This window comes from Cellulosimicrobium sp. NPDC030954 (genome assembly GCF_055571305.1).
Genome location: NZ_JBVIFN010000001.1, coordinates 831,776 through 850,757 on the forward strand (window position 1 = coordinate 831,776; position 18,982 = coordinate 850,757).

The following is an 18,982-nucleotide window of genomic DNA, read 5'->3' on the forward strand; positions in this document are numbered from 1 at the left end:
CGGGAATACCGGAGGGCCCCGCGGCGTAGAATCCTGGTGTGACCGCCTCGCCCGTCCCCGCCGCCGCTCCCGACCGCGACCCCTTCGGTTTCCTGGGTCTCACCTACGACGACGTCCTGCTGCAGCCCGGCTACTCGGACCTGGCGCCGTCGGACATCGACACCACGACGCGCCTGACGCGCGAGATCTCGATCCGCGTCCCGCTCGTCTCGGCGGCCATGGACACCGTCACCGAGTCGCGCATGGCGATCGCGATGGCGCGCCAGGGCGGCATCGGCGTCCTGCACCGCAACCTCTCCATCGAGGACCAGGCGCTCCAGGTGGACCTGGTGAAGCGCACGCAGACGGGCATCATCGACAACCCGGTGACCATCGGCCCGGACGCGACGCTCGAGGAGCTCGACAAGACGGCCGGCGAGTACCGCATCTCCGGCTTCCCCGTGCTCGACGCGGAGCGCCGCCTCATCGGCATGGTCACCAACCGCGACCTGCGCTTCACGCCCGTCGCGGAGTGGGCGACGACCAAGGTCGACGAGGTCATGACGCCGCTGCCGCTCATCACCGGCCCGGCCGGGATCTCGCGCGAGGAGGCGACTGCCCTCCTGCGCAAGCACAAGCTCGAGCGCCTCCCGCTCGTCGACGCCGACGGCCGTCTCTCGGGGCTCATCACGGTCAAGGACTTCGTGAAGTCCGAGCAGTTCCCGCAAGCGTCCAAGGACGGTCAGGGCCGCCTGCTCGTGGGGGCCGCGATCGGCTACTTCGGCGACGCGTGGCAGCGCGCCACGACCCTCATCGACGCGGGCGTCGACGTGCTCGTCGCCGACACGGCGCACGGCAACGTGCGCATGCTCATCGAGATGGTCGCGCGCCTGAAGTCCGACCCGGCGACGCGCGACGTCCAGGTCATCGGCGGCAACGTCGCGACGCGCGAGGGCGCCCAGGCGTTCGTCGATGCGGGCGCGGACGCGGTCAAGGTCGGCGTCGGCCCGGGCTCCATCTGCACGACGCGCATCGTCACCGGCGTGGGCGTCCCGCAGGTCACGGCGGTCTACGAGGCGTCGCTCGCCGCGCGCCCGGCAGGCGTGCCCGTCATCGCCGACGGCGGCATGCGCCACTCGGGCGAGATCGGCAAGGCCATCGTCGCGGGCGCGGAGTCGGTGATGCTCGGCTCGATGCTCGCGGGCACCGAGGAGTCGCCCGGCGAGACGATCCTGGTCAACGGCAAGCAGTACAAGGCGTACCGGGGGATGGGCTCCATGGGCGCCATGTCCTCGCGCGGCAAGAAGTCCTACTCGAAGGACCGCTACTTCCAGGCCGAGGTCACGAGCGACGACATGATCGTCCCCGAGGGCATCGAGGGCCAGGTCGCCTACAAGGGCTCGCTCGGCACGGTCGCGCACCAGCTCGTCGGCGGCCTGCACCAGACGATGTTCTACGTCGGCGCGCGGACCGTCCCGGAGCTCCAGGAGAAGGGCCGCTTCATCCGCATCACGTCGGCGTCGCTCAAGGAGAGCCACCCGCACGACGTCCAGATGACCGTCGAGGCCCCCAACTACACGGGCTTCTGACGACACCCCCCGGGGACGCTGAGTGCAGGAAAGAGTCGCGGTCGGACGTCCCGACCGCGACTCTTCATGCACTCGGCAGGTAGGTAGGTGTCAGTCGCGGAAGGTCTCGATGTTGGCGCCGAGCTCGCGGAGGCGCTCCGTGAGGCCCTCGTAGCCGCGCGCGATGATGTCCACCCCGCGCAGGACCGACGTGCCCTTCGCGGCGAGCATCGCGAGGAGGATCACGACGGCGGGGCGCAGCGCCGGCGGGCAGCTCACCTCGGCGCCGGACCAGCGCGTCGGGCCGGTGACCTGGAGGCGGTGGGCGTCCAGGAGCCGCACGTCCGCCCCGAGGCGCGTGAGGTCGGTGAGGTGGATCGCGCGGCCCTCGTAGACCCAGTCGTGGATGAGCGTCGTGCCCTGCGCGTTCGCGGCGATGACCGCGAAGAACGGCAGGTTGTCGATGTTGAGGCCGGGGAACGGCATGGGGTGGATCTTGTCGATCGGGGCGTGCAGCTCGCTCGGGTGCACGGTGACGTCGACGAGGCGCGTCCGGCCGTTGCGGGACAGGTACTCGGTGCTCTGCGTGTAGCGCAAGCCCATCTCGGACAGGGTCGCGAGCTCGATCTCCATGAACTCGATCGGGACGCGCGCGACCGTGATCTCGGAGCCGGTGACGATGCCCGCGGTGAGCAGGCTCATCGCCTCGACCGGGTCCTCCGAGACGGCGTACTCCACGTCCACGTCGATGTCCGTGCGGCCGTGGACGCGCAGCGTCGTCGTGCCGATGCCCTCCACCCGGACGCCGAGCAGCTCGAGGTAGAAGCACAGGTCCTGGACCATGTAGTTGGGGCTGGCGTTGCGGATGGTCGTCACGCCGTCGCGCCGGGCCGCGGCCATGAGCGCGTTCTCGGTGACGGTGTCACCGCGCTCGGTGAGCACGACCGACAGGTCGGTGCCTGACGCCGGGGCGACCGTCGCGTGATAGTTGCCGCCCGTCGCGGTGACCGCGAGGCCGAACGGCCGCAGCGCGATCATGTGCGGCTCGACGGTGCGCGTGCCGAGGTCGCAGCCACCGGCGTACGGGAGCTCGAACGCGTCCCGGAGCCCGAGCAGCGGGCCGAGGAACATGATGATCGAGCGGGTGCGACGCGCGGCGTCGACGTCGATGGCGGCGAGGTCGAGCCGGTCCGGCACGACGATCTCGAGGTCGCGGCCGCCGGTCGTCCAGGTCGCGCGGACGCCGATCGAGCGGAGCACGTCGACGATCCGGTCGACCTCGACGATGCGGGCGACGCCGCGCAGGGTGGTGCGGCCCCGGTTGAGGAGCGACGCGCACAGGAGCGCGACCGCGCCGTTCTTCGAGGAGTTGACCTCGATGCGCCCGGACAGGGTGTGGCCGCCCTGGACGCGCAGGTGCGCGTGCTTGGGTCCGCCGAGGCTGATGATCTCGGAGTCGAGCGCGAGGCTGATGCGGTTGAGCATCTCCAGGCTGAGGTTCTGGGCGCCCTGCTCGATGCGGTGCACGGCGCTCTGGCTCGTGCCGAGCCGCTCGGCGAGCTGGGTCTGCGTGAGGCCCCGGTTCTGGCGGGCGCCGCGGATGAGCGTGCCGACCTGCGTGAGTGGGGCGTCGTCGATCGCTGTCATGCGAGCGACGATAACTCATGGATGAGATATTCACGCGCCGACGTGGCCCAGCCCTGGCGGGATCACCGGTTCGTCACAGGATCTCCATCCGCGTCGTGAGATGGGCGACGTCCGCTACGAGGGCCAGCGGCCGTCTGCGCCGGCTCCGACGTAGGGCGGCTCGCGCTCGGGGTCGAGCGCGTCGACCCAGCGGCGGTGCGCCGCGACCTGCAGGTCGTGGAGGGCGCCGGGGCCCAGGGCGCCGAGGTCGGGGAAGGCGCGGACGAGGGCGTCGAGGAGGTCGAGCGTGGCGAGGACGTCCGCGTCCGCGGTGTGCAGCGGGCCGACGTCGAGCACCTCGTAGCGCGCGCAGAGGTCGACGAGGCGGCGCTTGCCCTCGCGCTCCGGGTCCCACGCCCGGTCGAGCACGAGCGGGTCGAGCACCGGGCGCACGGGCCGCCCGAGCCGGGCGGCGAGCGTCGGCAGGCCGTGGCGGACGAGCTCCGCGTCGAGGAGGGACAGGTCGAACGCGGCGTTGTACGCGACGAGCGGGACGCCGTCGCGCTGGGCGTCGACGACGAGCGTCGCGATCTCCTCCAGCGCCTCGGCCGGCGCGGCGCCGCGTGCGGCCGCGTGCGCCGTCGTGACGCCGTGGATCGCCGTCGCCTCGGCGGGGATCTCGACGCCGGGGTCGAGGAGCCACGTCCGCACGTGCGTCGACCCGGGCTCGCGCAGGACGAGCGCCGCGGTGACGATCCGGTCGACGTCCACGTCGACGCCCGTGGTCTCGGTGTCGAGACCGAGGAGCGGTCCCGCCGTCCAGGGCGTCGTCGTCATGGTCCACCTCGGGTGTCTCGCTCGGGTCCCGGCGCGCCGCGGCCGGTGCCGCCGGACGTCCCGGCGACGAGCGTCACCCTGCCAGCGCCCACCCACACGGCGGTCGTGCAGGTGGCGGGTTCGGCCCGCCGGTAGGCTGGCCCGGTGAGCAACGAGATCGAGATCGGACGTGGCAAGCGCGGTCGGCGCGCGTTCTCCTTCGACGACGTCGCGGTCGTGCCCTCCCGGCGCACGCGCGACCCCAAGGAGGTGTCGGTCGGCTGGCAGATCGACGCGTACCACTTCGAGCTGCCGATCCTCGCGGCGCCCATGGACTCGGTGATGAGCCCGGCCACGGCCGTCGCGCTCGGCAACCACGGCGGCCTCGGCGTGCTCGACCTCGAGGGCCTGTGGACGCGCTACGACGACCCCACCGCGCTCCTGGAGGAGATCGCGACGCTCGAGCCGCTCGAGGCGACGCGGCGCATGCAGGAGATCTACGCCGAGCCCATCAAGCCGGACCTCATCACGCAGCGCCTCAAGGAGATCCGCGCCGCGGGCGTCACGGTCGCCGGCGCCCTGTCGCCGCAGCGCACCCAGGAGCACTACCAGACCGTCGTCGACGCGGGCGTCGACCTCTTCGTCATCCGCGGCACGACCGTCTCGGCCGAGCACGTCTCGGGCGTCGCGGAGCCGCTCAACCTCAAGCGGTTCATCTACGAGCTCGACGTCCCGGTCGTCGTCGGCGGCGCGTCCACGTACACCGCTGCGCTGCACCTCATGCGCACGGGGGCCGCAGGAGTCCTCGTCGGCTTCGGGGGCGGCGCGGCGCACACCACGCGCGTCTCGCTGGGCATCCACGCGCCCATGGCGACGGCGGTCGCGGACGTCGCGGCCGCGCGCCGCGACTACCTCGACGAGTCGGGTGGCCGCTACGTCCACGTCATCGCCGACGGCGGCGTCGGCCGCTCGGGCGACCTCGTCAAGGCCGTCGCGTGCGGCGCGGACGCCGTGATGATCGGCGCGGCGCTCGCGCGCGCCGAGGAGGCGCCGGGCCGGGGCTGGCACTGGGGCTCGGAGGCGCACCACGCGCAGCTCCCGCGCGGCGAGCGCGTGCGCGTCGGCACGGCCGGGACGCTGGAGGAGATCCTCTTCGGCCCGGGTCGCCAGGCGGACGGCACGCTCAACCTCGTCGGCGCGCTGCGGCGGGCGATGGCGACGACCGGGTACTCCGACCTCAAGGAGTTCCAGCGCGTCGAGGTCGTCGTCTCGCCGTACCAGCCCCGCTGAACCGCGCCGTGACGGGGCGCGTCGCGGACGGACCGCGGCTGACCCGCGTGAGTGCCGCCGTGCCCGGTCCCGTGCGTGACGCAGCGCCCGACGACGACCTCCGCGGTCCGGGCGCGGACGTCACCTTCGCCGAGGTCGCGGACGACGACGTCGAGGCCGTCGTCGCCCTGTGGCGCGCGTGCGACCTCACCCGGCCGTGGAACGACCCGTACCGCGACCTCGCGGACGCGCGCCTGGGGGAGACGTCCACGGTGCTCGTGGGCCGGGCGACGCGCGACCTCCCGGGACCGACGACCGACGACGGCGCTCCCGACAGCGATCCCGGTGGCGTCGTCCGCGCGGGCGAGGTCGTCGCGTCGGCGATGGCCGGCGTCGACGGCCACCGCGGCTGGCTCTACTACGTCGCCGTGGACCCGCGCCTGCAGGGCACCGGCACGGGTCGCGCCACGGTCGTCGCGGCGGAGGCGTGGCTCGCCGCGCAGGGCGCGCGGGCCGTGCGCCTCATGGTGCGCTCGACCAACGAGGCGGTCCGCGGCTTCTACGAGCGCCTCGGCTACACCGACCAGGAGTGCGTCGTCCTCGGCCGACCGCTCGGCGCGCCGGACGCGCGCGACGCCGGACGATGACGACGGCCTGGGCGCCGGACGCCGACGATCTGGCCGCGCTCGAGGCCGAGCACCGCGCGCGGGTCCGCGCGCTCGACCCGCTCGTCGCGGTCCCGGACCTGGGCGCCGCTCCGGACGACGGGCGGCTGCTCGCGATCCGGCTGCCCGACGGGTCCCGGGCTGCAGGTCTCCTCGCGGCCGGCGACGTCGGCGCGGCCTCCCCGGCAGCGCTGTTCCGCCCGCTGCGCGAGCACCGGCTGCGCGCGCGGGCGGCCGGCCCGGACGTCCCGGGCGCGGTCGCGGCGCTCCTCGCCGCCTGGGCGGCGCGCGTCGCCGGGGACCCGGGCACTCCGCCCGACGGCGACGGCGTGCGCCAGGTGGGACCGGCCCCGCGCGACCACGGCATGGTCCTGCTGTGGCCGAGCCGGGACGTCGAGGCCGTCGCGGCGCTCGCCGCGCACGGGATGCGCCCGACCGTCCACCTGGCGGCGCGGCGCGGGACGGCGCCCGCCGCGCCGCGAGGTCGTGCCGGAGCGGTGGTGCGCGACGCGACGCCCGACGACGTCCCGGCGCTCGTGGCGCACCAGCTCGACGAGCTCGCGTACGACGAGCTCGTGGGCGCGGCCCGGGTGCGCCCCGGAGCCCGGGAGCACCTCGCGACCCAGGTCGTGGGCGCGGTGGCGAACCCGGCGACGACGTTCCTCGTCGCAACGGCGGCCCGGGCCGAGGCTCGCGGGGGCGCGTCCGGGGAGCTCGGCGAGGACGTCCTGGGCGTGGTCGCGGTCGAGCCGCCGGAGCGGTCCGGGGCGGTCGCCGGGACGGTCACGGCCGGACCGGTCTCCTACCTGGTGCTCCTGCACGTGACCGGCGCGGCGCGCGGGGCCGGGGTCGGCAGTGCTCTCGTCGACGCGGCGCTCGCGCGCGTGCGGGAACGCGCCGGGGAGGACGCGGTCGTGCTCCTGCACCACGGTGTCCTCAACCCGCTCTCGGCGCCGTTCTGGGCGCGCCAGGGCTTCCGCCCCGTGCTCACGACGTGGGAGCTGCCCGTCACCGGTCCTGTCGGTCCGACGACGTAGCCTGTCCCCATGACGAGCTCATCCGGCACCCCCGGCAGCGGACCCGGCGAGGGCGCCGCGCTGGACGGCCTGATCGACCCCGAGAACCCCGCGGCGACGTACGTGCTCGAGCCCGACGTCGTCGCACCGCTCGCGCAGCGCGTCGTCACCAGCAACGAGGCGGGCATGCACCGCTCCGTCCTGCCCTTCACGGGCGCGCCGCTCGCCGCGTTCCCGGTGTCCTCCGTCGAGGACGTCGCGCGGGTGGTCGAGCGGGCGCGGGCCGCGCAGCCGGCGTGGGCGGCGCTCCCCGTCCGGGAGCGCGCGGCCGTGCTGCGCCGGTTCGGCGAGCTCGTGCTCGCGCGGCAGTCCGACGGGCTCGACCTCATCCAGATGGAGTCCGGCAAGTCGCGCCGCAGCGCGTTCGAGGAGGTCGCGGACGTCGCGATCCTCACGCGCCACTACGCCCAGCGCGGGCCGCGCTACCTCGCCGACCGCCGGGCGCCGGGCATGCTGCCCGTGCTGACGGGCACGCGCGTGCACCGCCGTCCCGTGGGCGTCGTCGGCGTCATCGCGCCGTGGAACTACCCGCTGACGCTCGCGTTCGCGGAGGCCGTGCCCGCGCTCGTGGCGGGCAACGCCGTCGTGCTCAAGCCGGACCCGCAGACGACGCTCAGCGCCCTGTGGGGCGCCGAGCTGCTCGAGGAGGCGGGGCTGCCCGCCGACCTGTTCCTCGTCGTCGCGGGCGGCGGGGACGTCGGCGCGGCGGTCACGGACCACGTGGACCACATCGCGTTCACCGGCTCGACGGCGACGGGCCGCAAGGTCGCCGCGCGTGCGGGGGAGCGGCTCATCGGCGCGACCCTCGAGCTCGGCGGCAAGAACCCGCTGTATGTCGCGGCCGACGCCGACGTGCGCGCCGCCGCGCGCGGCGCCGTCCGCGCGTGCTTCTCCAACTCGGGGCAGCTCTGCGTCTCGATCGAGCGGATCGTGCTGCACGAGGACGTCGCCGACGCGTTCCTCGACGAGTTCGTGCCGCTCGTGCGGGAGATGCGCCTCGGGGCCGGCCTCGACTACTCCGCCGACATGGGGTCCCTCACGTCGCAGGCGCAGCTGGACCGCGTCGTCGCGCACGTCGAGGACGCCATCGCGCGCGGCGCGCGCGTCCTCGCGGGCGGCGTGCACCGCGCGGACATCGGCCCGTGGTTCTACGCGCCCACCGTCCTGGACGACGTGCCCGACGACGCCGCGTGCGCCCGGGAGGAGACGTTCGGCCCGGTCGTGTCCGTGCGCCGGGTCGCGAGCGACGACGAGGCCGTGCGGGTCATGAACGACTCCGAGTTCGGGCTCAACGCGAGCGTGTGGACGCGCGACGTCGCGCGCGGCCGCCGGATCGCGGCGCGCGTGGAGGCGGGCACGGTCAACGTCAACGACGGGTACTCCGCCGCCTGGGGTTCGGTCGGCGCCCCGATGGGCGGGTTCAAGGCGTCCGGCCTCGGGCGTCGGCACGGCCGCGAGGGGATCGAGGCGCTCACGGAGGCGCAGACGATCTCCGTGCAGCGCGGCGCGAACCAGGGCCTCACGCTCGACACGCTCTACGAGATCGGGGGCGAGCTCCCCAGCAAGGTGCTCACGTCCGCGCTCGACGTCATGCGTCGCCTGCGCCTGCCCTGACCGGGCGGCCGGCCCACGGAGCCGGGCGGGCGCCGGGGAGTCCTCAGCGGCGCACGGCGTCGAGCACGGCCTTCGTCGCCGCCGGGACCTCGCGGACGCGGTAGAGCACGGCCTTCCACGGCTCCACGCTCGCCGCGCTGACCCCGATCCCGACGGCGTCGAGGCCCGCGACGCGGCACGAGAACAGCGTGCGCGGCAGGTGATAGCCCTGCGTGACCACGACCGCCGTGCCGACGCCGAACTCCGACACGGCGCGCGTGCACGTGGCGTGCGTGTCGAAGCCCGCGCGGTCCAGCAGGATCGCGTCGTCCGGTACGCCCCGGTCGAGCAGCCACGCGCGCATCGACCCAGGCTCGTCGTAGTCGTCGTGCGCGTCGCCGCTCACGAGCACGACGGGTGCGACTCCGCGGGCGTAGAGCTCCGCCGCGGCGTCGAGCCGGCGGCGCAGGTACGTGGACGGCGACCCGTCGGGACGCAGCCCGGCGCCCGGCACGACGATCGCGTCGCTCGGCGGCACGTCCGCCGGGTCGGCGACGTGCGCGCGCCCGACACCCTGCACGACGACGAACGGCGCCAGCACGAGCGCCGCCAGACCGGCGGCGACCCAGATCGTCGCCCGCCGACGCCGCGACCGGCGGGAGCGGTCCCGCGGGGACCGGCGGGAGGACACCGACCCGGACGACGTCGGTGACGATGACGGGGCCTGCGCGGCGGGGGTGGTCGAGGCCAGCTCGTCGGTCACGCCCCGACCCTAGCGCCGCCGGAGCGCCGAGCGGGCGATCGTGGCGCGTCGAGCAGGCGATCGTGGCCCGTCTGTCGTCCCGGACGGACCGGGACCACCTGCTCGGCGGGTCGTGGGGGCCGGGGTGGGGTGGGTCAGGCGGGGGTGTCGAGGGTGGTGAGCTCGTCGCGCAGGTTGCTCTGGGCGCGGGCCTCCCACCGCGCGGCACCCTGCGGGGTGCGGAACAGCGCTCCGCCTCCGAGCAGCCCGCGCAGCACGGCGGCGCGACCCGTGCGGAAGGCGTCGTCGGGCACGTGGGCGTACTCGGCGCGGACCTGCCGGACGTACCGCGCGTAGCGGTCCGTCGCGGAGCCGAGGATCGCGAGGTCGGCGTCGGACACGAGCGCGCCCGACCGGTCGCCCGCCGCGGGGGAGTGGTCCGTCGTCACGAGCACGAGCCGCACGACCTCGTCGACGGCCGCAGGGCCGAGGTGGCCCGCGAGCCGGGCACGCGCCAGGTCGGCGGAGCGTTCCTCGTCGCGTCCCGCCTCGCCGTCGTGCACGGCGTCGTGGAACCACAGCGCGAGCTGGGTCACCGCGGCGTCGCTCGCCGCGCCGCCCGGCAGTCCGCTCGTCGCCGCGCCGCTCGTCGCCGCGCCGTACGACGCCCGGCCGACCGACGTCGTGCCGACGGGCTCGTGACCGGGCGGGCTCACGCCGTCGGGCACGCCGGGGGGCCGCCCCTCCAGGAGCGCGAGCGAGTCGAGCGCGTGCACCAGGTGCTCCGGCCCGTGGTAGACGCGGTGCGGCTCGTGCCAGCGCTTGACGAGATCGACGCCGACGTCCCGGGACCCGGGCAGGAGCGCGTCCCACCGGGCGAGCAGCGCGTCGGCCTTCGCCGCGCGCCGCGCCCGGCCCGGCACGCGTAGCCCGGACGACCCGAGCCTCCTGGCGAGCTCGCGCCCGCCGACGGGGACGGCACCCGCCGCCACGGCGACGTCGTACCGCTCGGCGGCGACGTCGTAGTGGTCGAGGTCGAACGCGCGGCGGCTCACGCCGATCGAGGCCGCGAACGCGTGCAGCTCCGCCAGCGAGGCGTCCGACACGAGATGGCTGAACAGCGTCCCGTGCGCGGGCCACGCGGGCGGGTCGATGAGAACGGTCACCACCCGAGCATGCCACCGGCCGGTGAGCCGACGCGCGGGCGTCGGCTCACCGGCCGGGGAGCGGCCTGAGCCGCGTAGGTGTCACCCGGAGGAGCCCGGGCGTGCGGGGATCAGCCGGCGCGCGAGGCCGCCTCGACGACCTCGACCGACTGGCGCGCGATGGCGAGCTCCTCCATCGTCGGGACCACCATGACGAGCGTGCTCGTCCAGTCCGGCGAGATGACTCGCGGCTCGCCGGAGTCGACGGCGTTGCGGTCCGGGTCGACTGCGAGGCCGAGCGGCTCGAGCCCCTCGACGACGGCGGCGCGCACCTCGGCGTCGTGCTCGCCGACGCCCGCGGTGAAGGCGACGACGTCCACGCGGCCCAGCACGGCGGCGTACGCGCCGACGTACTTGCGCAGCCGGTGGATGTACACGTCGAACGCGAGGCGGGCACCCTCGTGGCCGGCCTCCATGAGCCGGTGCAGCTCGCGGAAGTCGTTCACGCCGGACAGCCCCTTGACGCCCGAGCGCTTGTTGAACAGGTCGTCGATCTCGTCGATGCTCATGCCCGCGTTGCGCGCGAGGTGGAACACGACCGCGGGGTCGATGTCGCCCGTGCGCGTGCCCATGACGAGGCCCTCGAGCGGGGTGAGGCCCATCGACGTCTCGACCGGCACGCCGCCCTTGACGGCCGACGCCGAGGCGCCGTTGCCGAGGTGCAGGACGATCGTGTTGAGACCCTCGATCCGGCGCCCGAGGACGCGCGCGACCTTCCCGGACACGTACTGGTGGCTCGTGCCGTGGGCGCCGTAGCGGCGGATCGCGTACTTCTCGGCGACCTCGGCGTCCAGGGCGTACGTCGCGACGTGCTGCGGCAGCCGCTGGAAGAACGCGGTGTCGAACACCGCGACGTGCGGCACGTCGCCGAGCAGCGACCGCGCGACCTCGATGCCCTTGACGTTCGCCGGGTTGTGCAGCGGCGCGAGCGGGGACAGCGAGCGGATCCGCTCGAGCACGCCGTCGTCGACGAGGACCGGGTCGGCGAACAGCGAGCCGCCCTGCACCACGCGGTGCCCCACCGCGTACACGTCGGCGTCCGAGAGCGTCGGGCCGACCTCGTCGAACATGCTCAGCGCGATGCGCAGCGCGTGCCCGTGGTCCGCGACGGGCTCCTCGCGCGTCGTCGTGTTCCCGGCGAACCGGTGCTTGATGATCCCGGACTCCTCGCCGATGCGCTCGATCGTGCCCGCGGCGATCGCCTCGCCGCCGACGGGGTTGACGAGCTGGTACTTGAGCGAGGACGACCCCGAGTTCATGACGAGCACGGACCCGTGCGCGCCGTACGCGCTGTAGGGGTTGGGGCGCTCGCCCTCGGGCAGGATCGTCATGACATGGCTCCCTGGGAGTCAGAGGTGGGATCGGCGGCGTCGGCCGGGGCCTGCGCCTGGATCGCGGTGATCGCGACGGTGTTGACGATGTCCTGCACGAGCGCGCCGCGCGACAGGTCGTTCACCGGCTTGTTGAGGCCCTGGAGGACCGGGCCCACCGCGACGGCGCCCGCCGAGCGCTGCACCGCCTTGTAGGTGTTGTTGCCCGTGTTGAGGTCCGGGAAGATGAACACCGTCGCGCGCCCCGCGACGTCCGAGCCCGGCATCTTCGACGCCGCGACGGACGCGTCCACGGCGGCGTCGTACTGGATCGGGCCCTCGACGAACAGGTCGGGGCGGCGCTCGCGGACGAGGGCCGTGCCCCGACGGACCTTGTCGACGTCGGCGCCCGACCCCGACTCGCCGGTGGAGTACGACAGCATCGCGACGCGCTGGTCGACGCCGAACTGCTGCGCCGTCGCCGCGGAGGAGATCGCGATGTCCGCGAGCTGCTCCGCCGTCGGGTCCGGGATGACCGCGCAGTCCCCGTAGACGAGCACGCGGTCCTGCAGGCACATGAGGAACACCGAGGACACGACGGACACGCCCGGCTGGGTCTTGATGATCTCGAACGACGGCTTGATGGTGTGCGCCGTCGTGTGCTTGGCGCCCGAGACCATGCCGTCCGCGAGGCCGAGGTGGACCATCATCGTGCCGAAGTACGACACGTCCTGGACGCGCTCGCGCGCCTCCTCGAGCCGGATGCCCTTGTGGGCGCGCAGGCGGGCGTACTCCGCCGCGAACCGGTCGACGAGCTCCGGGTCGTGCGGGCTGACGACGTGGGCGGCGTCGATGTCGAGGCCGAGCTCGGCCGCGCGGGCGCGGACCTTGTGCTCCTCGCCGAGGATCGTCAGCTCGGCGACCTGCCGGCCCAGCAGGGTCGACGCGGCGCGCAGGATGCGGTCGTCGTCGCCCTCGGGGAGCACGACGTGCTTGCGGTCCGCGCGGGCGCGCGAGAGCAGCTCGTACTCGAACATCAGCGGCGTGACGACCTCGGGGCGGGGCACGTCGAGGCCGGCGAGGAGCGCCGCGCCGTCGACGCTCTGCTCGAACAGCGCGAGCGCCGTGTCGACCTTGCGCTGCGACTCCTTGGTGACGCGGCCGCGGGCGCTCGCGGTGGCGCTCGCCGTGCGGAACGTCCCGAGGTCGGTGCGGATGACCGGCAGGCTCGGGTCGAGGTCGGCGACGAGGCGCGCCGTCGACTCGGGCGGGAAGAACCCGCCGTTGAGGATGACGCCCGCGAGCGACGGGAAGCCCGACGCCGAGTGGGCGGCGAGCAGCCCGATGAGGATGTCCACCCGGTCGCCGGGCGTGATGACGACGGCGCCGTCGGTGAGCCGGTCGAGCAGGTGCTCGAACGACATCGCGCCGACGAGCAGGTCGGTCGCCTCGCGCGCGAGGAGCTCCTCCTCGCCGAACGCGAGCGTCCCGCCCACCGCCTCCATGAGGATCCGCACGGTCGGGGCGTCGAGGAACGGGTCCTCGGGCACCGCCCAGCCCGGCAGCCGCGCGCCCGGGGCGGGCTCCGCCGTCGGGCCCGACGACGTCCCGCCCGCGAGCGGCTCGCCGTCCGGTCCGAGCGACCCGAGGAGCGCGCGCACCGCGTCGAGGTCGTCGGGCTGCACGCGGTTCGCGACGACGCCGATGGGCTGCGCGTGCTGCGAGCGCAGCTCGGCGACGCTCACCTCGATGAGGTTGCCCACGGCGTCGGGCGTGCGGCCCTTGCCGGACACCACGAGGAGGACCGGCGCGCCGAGGTTCGCCGCGACGCGCGCGTTGAACGACAGCTCGGTCGGCCCGGCGACGTCGGTGTAGTCCGTGCCCACGACGACTACGAAGTCGCACTGGCTCGCGACCTCGTGGTACCGGGCCACGATCTGCGAGAGCGCGGCCTCCGGGTCGGCGTGGACGTCCTCGTACGTGACGCCGATCGCCTGCTCGGCGGTGACGTCCACGCCGTCGTGCGCGAGCAGGAGCTCGAGCACGTAGTCCTGCACGTCCGGGCCCGCGGCCCGGGTGACCGGCCGGAAGACCCCGACCCGCTGGACCTTGCGGACCAGCAGGTCGAGGACCCCCAGCGCGATCGTGGACTTGCCCGTCTCGCCCTCGGGCGAGGTGATGTAGATGCTGCGAGCGGTGTCGCTCACTCGTTGTCTCCTCCGGTGTCCTGCACGGCGGCGCTCGCGCCGTTGTACTGCGGGCCACCCTCCTCGGTCGCCGTCTCGCCGACGTCCGGCCACACCCAGTCGCGCACCTCGGGGATGTCCTCCCCGTGCTCGCGGGTGTACTGCCGGGCCGTCAGCCGCGCGTCGACCATCTCCTGGCGCAGACCCGCGTAGGTCGAGCGCAGGGACGGCACGCGGTCGATGACGTCGATCACCAGGTGGTAGCGGTCGATGTCGTTGAGCATGGCCATGTCGAACGGGGTGGTGGTGGTGCCCTCCTCCTTGTAGCCGCGCACGTGGATGTTCGCGTGGTTGGTGCGGCGGTAGGTGAGGCGGTGGATCAGCCACGGGTAGCCGTGGTAGTTGAAGATCACGGGCCTGTCCGCGGTGAAGAGCGTGTCGAAGTCCTTGTCCGACAGACCGTGCGGGTGCTCCTTCTCGTCCTGGAGCCGCATGAGGTCCACGACGTTGACGACCCGGACCTTGAGGTCCGGGATGCGGCGGCGCAGGATGTCCGCCGCGGCGAGCACCTCGAGCGTCGGGACGTCGCCGGCGGCGCCGAGCACGACGTCCGGGTCCTCGCCCTCGACCTCGGTCCCGGCCCACTCCCAGATGCCGAGCCCGCGCGTGCAGTGCGCGACCGCCTGCTCCATGGACAGGAACTGCGGCGCCGGCTGCTTGCCCGCCACCACGACGTTCACGTACTGGCGCGAGCGCAGGCAGTGGTCGTAGGTGGACAGGAGGGTGTTGGCGTCCGGCGGCAGGTACACCCGGACGATCTCGGCCTTCTTGTTGACGACGTGGTCGATGAAGCCCGGGTCCTGGTGGCTGAAGCCGTTGTGGTCCTGGCGCCACACGTGGCTCGACAGCAGGTAGTTGAGGCTCGCGACCGGCCGCCGCCACGGGATGTGGTTGGTGACCTTGAGCCACTTCGCGTGCTGGTTGAACATCGAGTCGACGATGTGGATGAAGGCCTCGTAGCTCGTGAACAGGCCGTGGCGCCCGGTGAGCAGGTAGCCCTCGAGCCAGCCCTGGCACTGGTGCTCCGAGAGCATCTCCATGACGCGGCCGGCGCGCGCGAGGTGCTCGTCGACGTCGGGCCCGTAGAAGTCGGCGTTCCACTGCTTGTCCGTGACCTCGTAGACCGCCTGCAGGCGGTTCGACGCGGTCTCGTCCGGACCGAAGATGCGGAAGTTGTCCGGGTTCAGCCGCACGACGTCCGTGAGCCACTGCCCGAGGACGCGCGTGGCCTCGGCGACGGCGCTCCCCGGTCCCGCCACGTCCACGGCGTAGTCCCGGAAGTCCGGGAGACGCAGGTCCTTGAGCAGCAGCCCGCCGTTCGCGTGCGGGTTGTCACTCATGCGCAGCGTCCCCTCGGGGGCGAGCGCGGCGATGTCGTCCTGCAGACGGCCGTCCTCGTCGAACAGCTCGTCCGCGCGGTACGACTCGAGCCAGCCGCGCAGCACGTCGAGGTGCTCCGGGGTGTCGCGCGCGCTCGCGAGCGGCACCTGGTGCGCGCGCCACGAGTCCTCGGTCTTCTTGCCGTCGATGACGGGCGGGCAGGTCCAGCCCTTGGGCGTGCGGAAGACGATCATGGGCCACGCGGGACGTTCGTCGTTCCCGGCCGCGGCGTCCGCCTTGATCTGCGCGATGTGGTTGAGCACCTCGTCGAGGAGCCGCGCGAAACGCTGGTGGACCTCGAAGTGGTCCTCGCCGTCGAACCCGCCCGTGAAGAAGTACGGGGTGTGGCCGTAGCCGACCATGAGGTCGCGCAGCTCGTCGTCGCTGATCCGCGCGAGCACCGTCGGGTTGGCGATCTTGTACCCGTTGAGGTGCAGGATCGGCAGCACGACGCCGTCGTTGCGCGCGTTGACGAACTTGTTGGAGTGCCAGCTCGTCGCGAGCGGGCCGGTCTCCGCCTCGCCGTCGCCCACGACCGCCGCGACCAGCAGGTCCGGGTTGTCGAACGCCGCGCCGTACGCGTGGGAGAGCGCGTAGCCCAGCTCACCGCCCTCGTGGATCGACCCGGGGGTCTCCGGCGCGACGTGGCTCGGGATGCCGCCCGGGAACGAGAACTGGCGGAACAGGCGGCGCAGGCCCTCGGTGTCCTGCGTGATGTCCGTGTACGTCTCGGAGTACGTGCCCTCGAGGTACGCGTTCGCGACGAGGCCGGGACCGCCGTGACCGGGGCCCGCGACGTAGATCGTCGACTGGCGGCGCTGCGCGATCGCGCGGTTGAGGTGCGCGTAGAGGAAGTTCAGCCCGGGGGTCGTGCCCCAGTGGCCCAGCAGGCGCGGCTTGACGTCCTCGCGCTCCAGCGGCGTGCGCAGCAGCGGGTTGTCGAGCAGGTAGATCTGCCCGACCGACAGGTAGTTCGCCGCGCGCCACCACGCGTCGACGCGACGCAGGGTGTCGTCGTCGAGGGGCGCGACCTCGGCGGGTCGCCAGGCGGTGGACTCGGTGGCGGTGGTCGTGCTCATCTCACGCTCCTGCGGGGGGGAAGGGTTCGTGAACGACTACGGCTTCATACAACCGCATCGACCGGGGCCCTGCACGGTCCGTGACGGCCCCGGGAGGTGTGACGTCCGTCCGGGACCGCAGAAAAGGTCCTAGGTCCCGGGACCCGGTCGCTCCCGGCACCGCGTCGGACCGCGCCGGTGTGAGGTTCGACCGGTACGACGCCCGCGATGCGGGTTCTCGCGGGCGGCCCGGCTACCGTGGGGTCGTGCCCGAGCCCACCGCCCGCCGTTCGTTCTGGGCGGTCGCCCGCCAGCCCCGCGTGGTCGGCCTGCTCGTGCTGTTCCTCCTCGCCGCCGCGGTGTGCGCGCGCCTGGGCGTCTGGCAGCTCGACCGCGCCCAGCAGCGCGCCGAGCTCGCGGCGCAGCAGGAGGCCGCGGAGCTCGAGGCGGCCGGGCCGGAGGGCGTCGGGGAGCTGCTCCCGCCGCAGTCCTCCTTCCCGGGCGAGCTCGTCGGTCGCCAGGCGTGGGTCGAGGGGGAGTACGACCCTGCCGGCCAGCTCCTCGTGGAGGACCGCGCGCTCGACGGCCGCGTCGGCTACCTCGTCCTCACCCCGCTGCACGTGACCGACGACGGGACGCAGGGCGCGTCGTGGTCCGACCTCTCGGGCGCTCCCGTGCTGCCCGTGGTCCGCGGCTGGGTCGAGACGCCCGAGCAGGGCGCGGCGCTCGAGCCGCCGGACGGCGTCGTGCGGCTCACGGGCTACCTGCAGGCCTCGGAGGCCGCGGGCCAGGGCGGCTCCGCCCCCGGGCTGACCGACGCCATCTCGACCGGGGCGCTCGTCAACGAGTGGGGCGGGCCGATGTACTCCGGGTACCTCGTGCTGCTCACCTCCGACCCCGAGCAGCCGTCGGCGGCCGAGGGCGGCCCGGCGCAGCTCCCGCGCCCGACGATCGAGGGCGGCACGGGTCTCAACCTCCAGAACCTCTTCTACGCGCTGCAGTGGTGGGTGTTCGGCGGCTTCGCCGTGCTGCTGTGGATCCGCCTCGTGCGCGACGAGGCCGCGGGCGGCAAGCGCCGCACCCGCGGCGACGGCGGTGGCATCGCCGGCCTCCCGGCCCCCGCCGAGATCGACCCGCCCGGCCCGACGTCGACCTCCTGAGGGCCGATCTCGGACGTACGGGTCGACCTCGCGCCGTGCCTCGACCCGCTGACCCCGCCCCTGCGGAAGTCGTCACCGACGAAGAGCCCGCTCGACGCGGCGCACGATCGTCGCCGGGTCGCCCAGGTCCGCCCACACCACGCGCAGCACGACCCACCCCGCCTCGACGAGCGCGTCGTGCCGCTCCTTCTCCCGCTGCAGGCGTGTCCGCGGGTCCCCGAAGTCGCCGCCGGAGTACTTGACCGCGCCGTCGAACTCGACCGCGACCCGGTGCTCCGGCCACCCGAGGTCGACCCACAGGCTCCCGCGCCACGTCGGGACCTCGAGCCCGGGCACGGGAGCGGGCAGTCCGGCGTCGTGCACGACCCATCGCACGACGGACTCGCCCGGGGACTCCGACCGGGCGTCCGCGAGCCCGACGACGTCGCGCGCCCTGCGGACGCCGCGCCGCCCGGCGGCCTCCGTGAGGAGGACGGCCAGCACCGCCGGGTCGGCCCCCGCGCGCAGCGCCGAGTCGGCGACGACCAGAGCCTGCGCTCCCGGCAGGGAGCGGGCGCAGTCCACGACCGTGCGCTCGAGCGTCGTGACCGGGAGGCCGGAGACGAGGGTGCGGTCCCGGACGGGGAGCGGGGTCCAGTGCCGACGGAGCGCCGGCTCGCGGGTCTGTGCCGCCTTGGGCGGGCGGAGCTGGGTGAGGTGGACGACGTCGGCCAGCCGCCAGGTCCAGCAGCCGTGCAGCAGCGCGGCGCTCGTGTGGCTGAACCAGTACGCGCTCGACAGCCGCTCGGCGACGGCGCTGACGCGCCGCAGCACCAGCTCGCGGCGGAGCTGCGCGGGGCTCAGGTCGTCCGGGACCGGCGGGAGGTAGACGCCGCGCCGGACGCGGTCGAGGGTCCCGGCCAGGGTGCGGCGCGCGAGCTCCGTGCGGCGCTCCTCGGAGAAGCGGGTCGCCGTCGGCGGGGCGGGACGCTCGGTCTGTCGGTCGTCGCCGGGGCGCCGGGGCGTGGCGTCGGGGGAGGCGACGTCCGCACGGCCGTCCGACGACGTGCGGCCCGCCGGAGTGTCGCGGGCGGACGGCTCCACGGGCGCGGCGTCGCGCGCCGGGGTGGCCCGGGGCAGGGTGTCGATCGGCGGGATGTCGTGCGGCATGGTGCCGAGCGTGGCCGACGCGGGCGGGGCGTGGGGCGTCACGCCGTGGTCTGTGGACAACCGAACCCGCGAGATCGACCCCAGCGACCGAGATCGACCCTCAGAGGGTCGATCTCGGGACGCTGGGGTCGATCTCGGGA

At 74.2% G+C, this 18,982-nt stretch carries 14 protein-coding genes; 6 read left to right on the forward strand and 8 right to left on the reverse strand.

Annotated features, from left to right (window positions below; translation table 11 throughout):
• Positions 1-38: 38 nt before the first annotated feature.
• Complete coding sequence (guaB, locus tag ACZ402_RS03530) at positions 39-1,568, forward strand: IMP dehydrogenase (protein ID WP_375825735.1); 1,530 nt, start codon at positions 39-41, stop codon at positions 1,566-1,568.
• A 90-nt stretch (positions 1,569-1,658) separates the two neighbouring features.
• Here guaB and ACZ402_RS03535 read toward each other — a convergent pair whose 3' ends face one another.
• On the reverse strand, positions 1,659-3,194 hold the full coding sequence (locus ACZ402_RS03535; protein ID WP_375825736.1) for a helix-turn-helix domain-containing protein: 1,536 nt from the start codon (positions 3,192-3,194) through the stop codon (positions 1,659-1,661).
• 114 nt (positions 3,195-3,308) lie between these two features.
• The gene (locus ACZ402_RS03540) at positions 3,309-4,010 is read right to left on the reverse strand and encodes an exonuclease domain-containing protein (protein WP_375825737.1); all 702 of its coding nucleotides are present in this window, start codon (positions 4,008-4,010) and stop codon (positions 3,309-3,311) included.
• Positions 4,011-4,154: 144 nt separating this feature from the next.
• Between ACZ402_RS03540 and ACZ402_RS03545 the strand changes: the two genes are divergently transcribed.
• From ACZ402_RS03545 to ACZ402_RS03560, 4 genes are read left to right on the forward strand one after another with little or no spacing between them, the layout of a single operon-like run.
• A complete protein-coding gene (locus ACZ402_RS03545; protein ID WP_053369640.1) occupies positions 4,155-5,279 on the forward strand; it encodes a GuaB3 family IMP dehydrogenase-related protein in 1,125 nt (374 codons plus the stop codon).
• Between the two features lie 47 nt (positions 5,280-5,326).
• Positions 5,327-5,905, forward strand: coding sequence for a GNAT family N-acetyltransferase (locus ACZ402_RS03550; RefSeq protein WP_375825738.1), 579 nt, complete (start codon positions 5,327-5,329; stop codon positions 5,903-5,905).
• Positions 5,902-6,960: a GNAT family N-acetyltransferase gene (locus ACZ402_RS03555; protein ID WP_375825739.1), complete on the forward strand. Its 1,059-nt coding sequence runs from the start codon at positions 5,902-5,904 to the stop codon at positions 6,958-6,960. The genes ACZ402_RS03550 and ACZ402_RS03555 overlap by 4 nt, the downstream gene beginning before the upstream one ends.
• A gap of 9 nt (positions 6,961-6,969) precedes the next feature.
• Positions 6,970-8,613 (forward strand): succinic semialdehyde dehydrogenase, encoded by a 1,644-nt coding sequence (locus ACZ402_RS03560; protein WP_375825740.1) that lies wholly within the window; start codon positions 6,970-6,972, stop codon positions 8,611-8,613.
• Between the two features lie 43 nt (positions 8,614-8,656).
• Here the strand turns inward: ACZ402_RS03560 and ACZ402_RS03565 are convergent, their stop codons facing one another.
• From ACZ402_RS03565 to ACZ402_RS03585, 5 genes are all read right to left on the reverse strand, one after another.
• Positions 8,657-9,355, reverse strand: coding sequence for a SanA/YdcF family protein (locus ACZ402_RS03565; protein WP_375825741.1), 699 nt, complete (start codon positions 9,353-9,355; stop codon positions 8,657-8,659).
• A 134-nt stretch (positions 9,356-9,489) separates the two neighbouring features.
• A complete protein-coding gene (locus ACZ402_RS03570; RefSeq protein ID WP_375825742.1) occupies positions 9,490-10,500 on the reverse strand; it encodes a DUF4031 domain-containing protein in 1,011 nt (336 codons plus the stop codon).
• A gap of 110 nt (positions 10,501-10,610) precedes the next feature.
• Entirely contained in the window at positions 10,611-11,870 is a 1,260-nt protein-coding gene (locus ACZ402_RS03575) for an acetate/propionate family kinase (protein ID WP_043656335.1), read from the reverse strand.
• Positions 11,867-14,056, reverse strand: a complete 2,190-nt coding sequence (pta, locus tag ACZ402_RS03580; RefSeq protein WP_375825743.1) for a phosphate acetyltransferase — start codon at positions 14,054-14,056, stop codon at positions 11,867-11,869. The genes ACZ402_RS03575 and pta overlap by 4 nt, the downstream gene beginning before the upstream one ends.
• Positions 14,053-16,554, reverse strand: a complete 2,502-nt coding sequence (locus tag ACZ402_RS03585; protein WP_375825744.1) for a phosphoketolase family protein — start codon at positions 16,552-16,554, stop codon at positions 14,053-14,055. Before ACZ402_RS03585 ends, pta begins: the two co-directional genes overlap by 4 nt.
• Before the next feature lie 245 nt (positions 16,555-16,799).
• Between ACZ402_RS03585 and ACZ402_RS03590 the strand changes: the two genes are divergently transcribed.
• On the forward strand, positions 16,800-17,693 hold the full coding sequence (locus ACZ402_RS03590) for an SURF1 family protein (RefSeq protein WP_375825745.1): 894 nt from the start codon (positions 16,800-16,802) through the stop codon (positions 17,691-17,693).
• A gap of 72 nt (positions 17,694-17,765) precedes the next feature.
• Here the strand turns inward: ACZ402_RS03590 and ACZ402_RS03595 are convergent, their stop codons facing one another.
• On the reverse strand, positions 17,766-18,884 hold the full coding sequence (locus ACZ402_RS03595) for a hypothetical protein (RefSeq protein ID WP_375825746.1): 1,119 nt from the start codon (positions 18,882-18,884) through the stop codon (positions 17,766-17,768).
• Between the last annotated feature and the right edge of the window lie 98 nt (positions 18,885-18,982).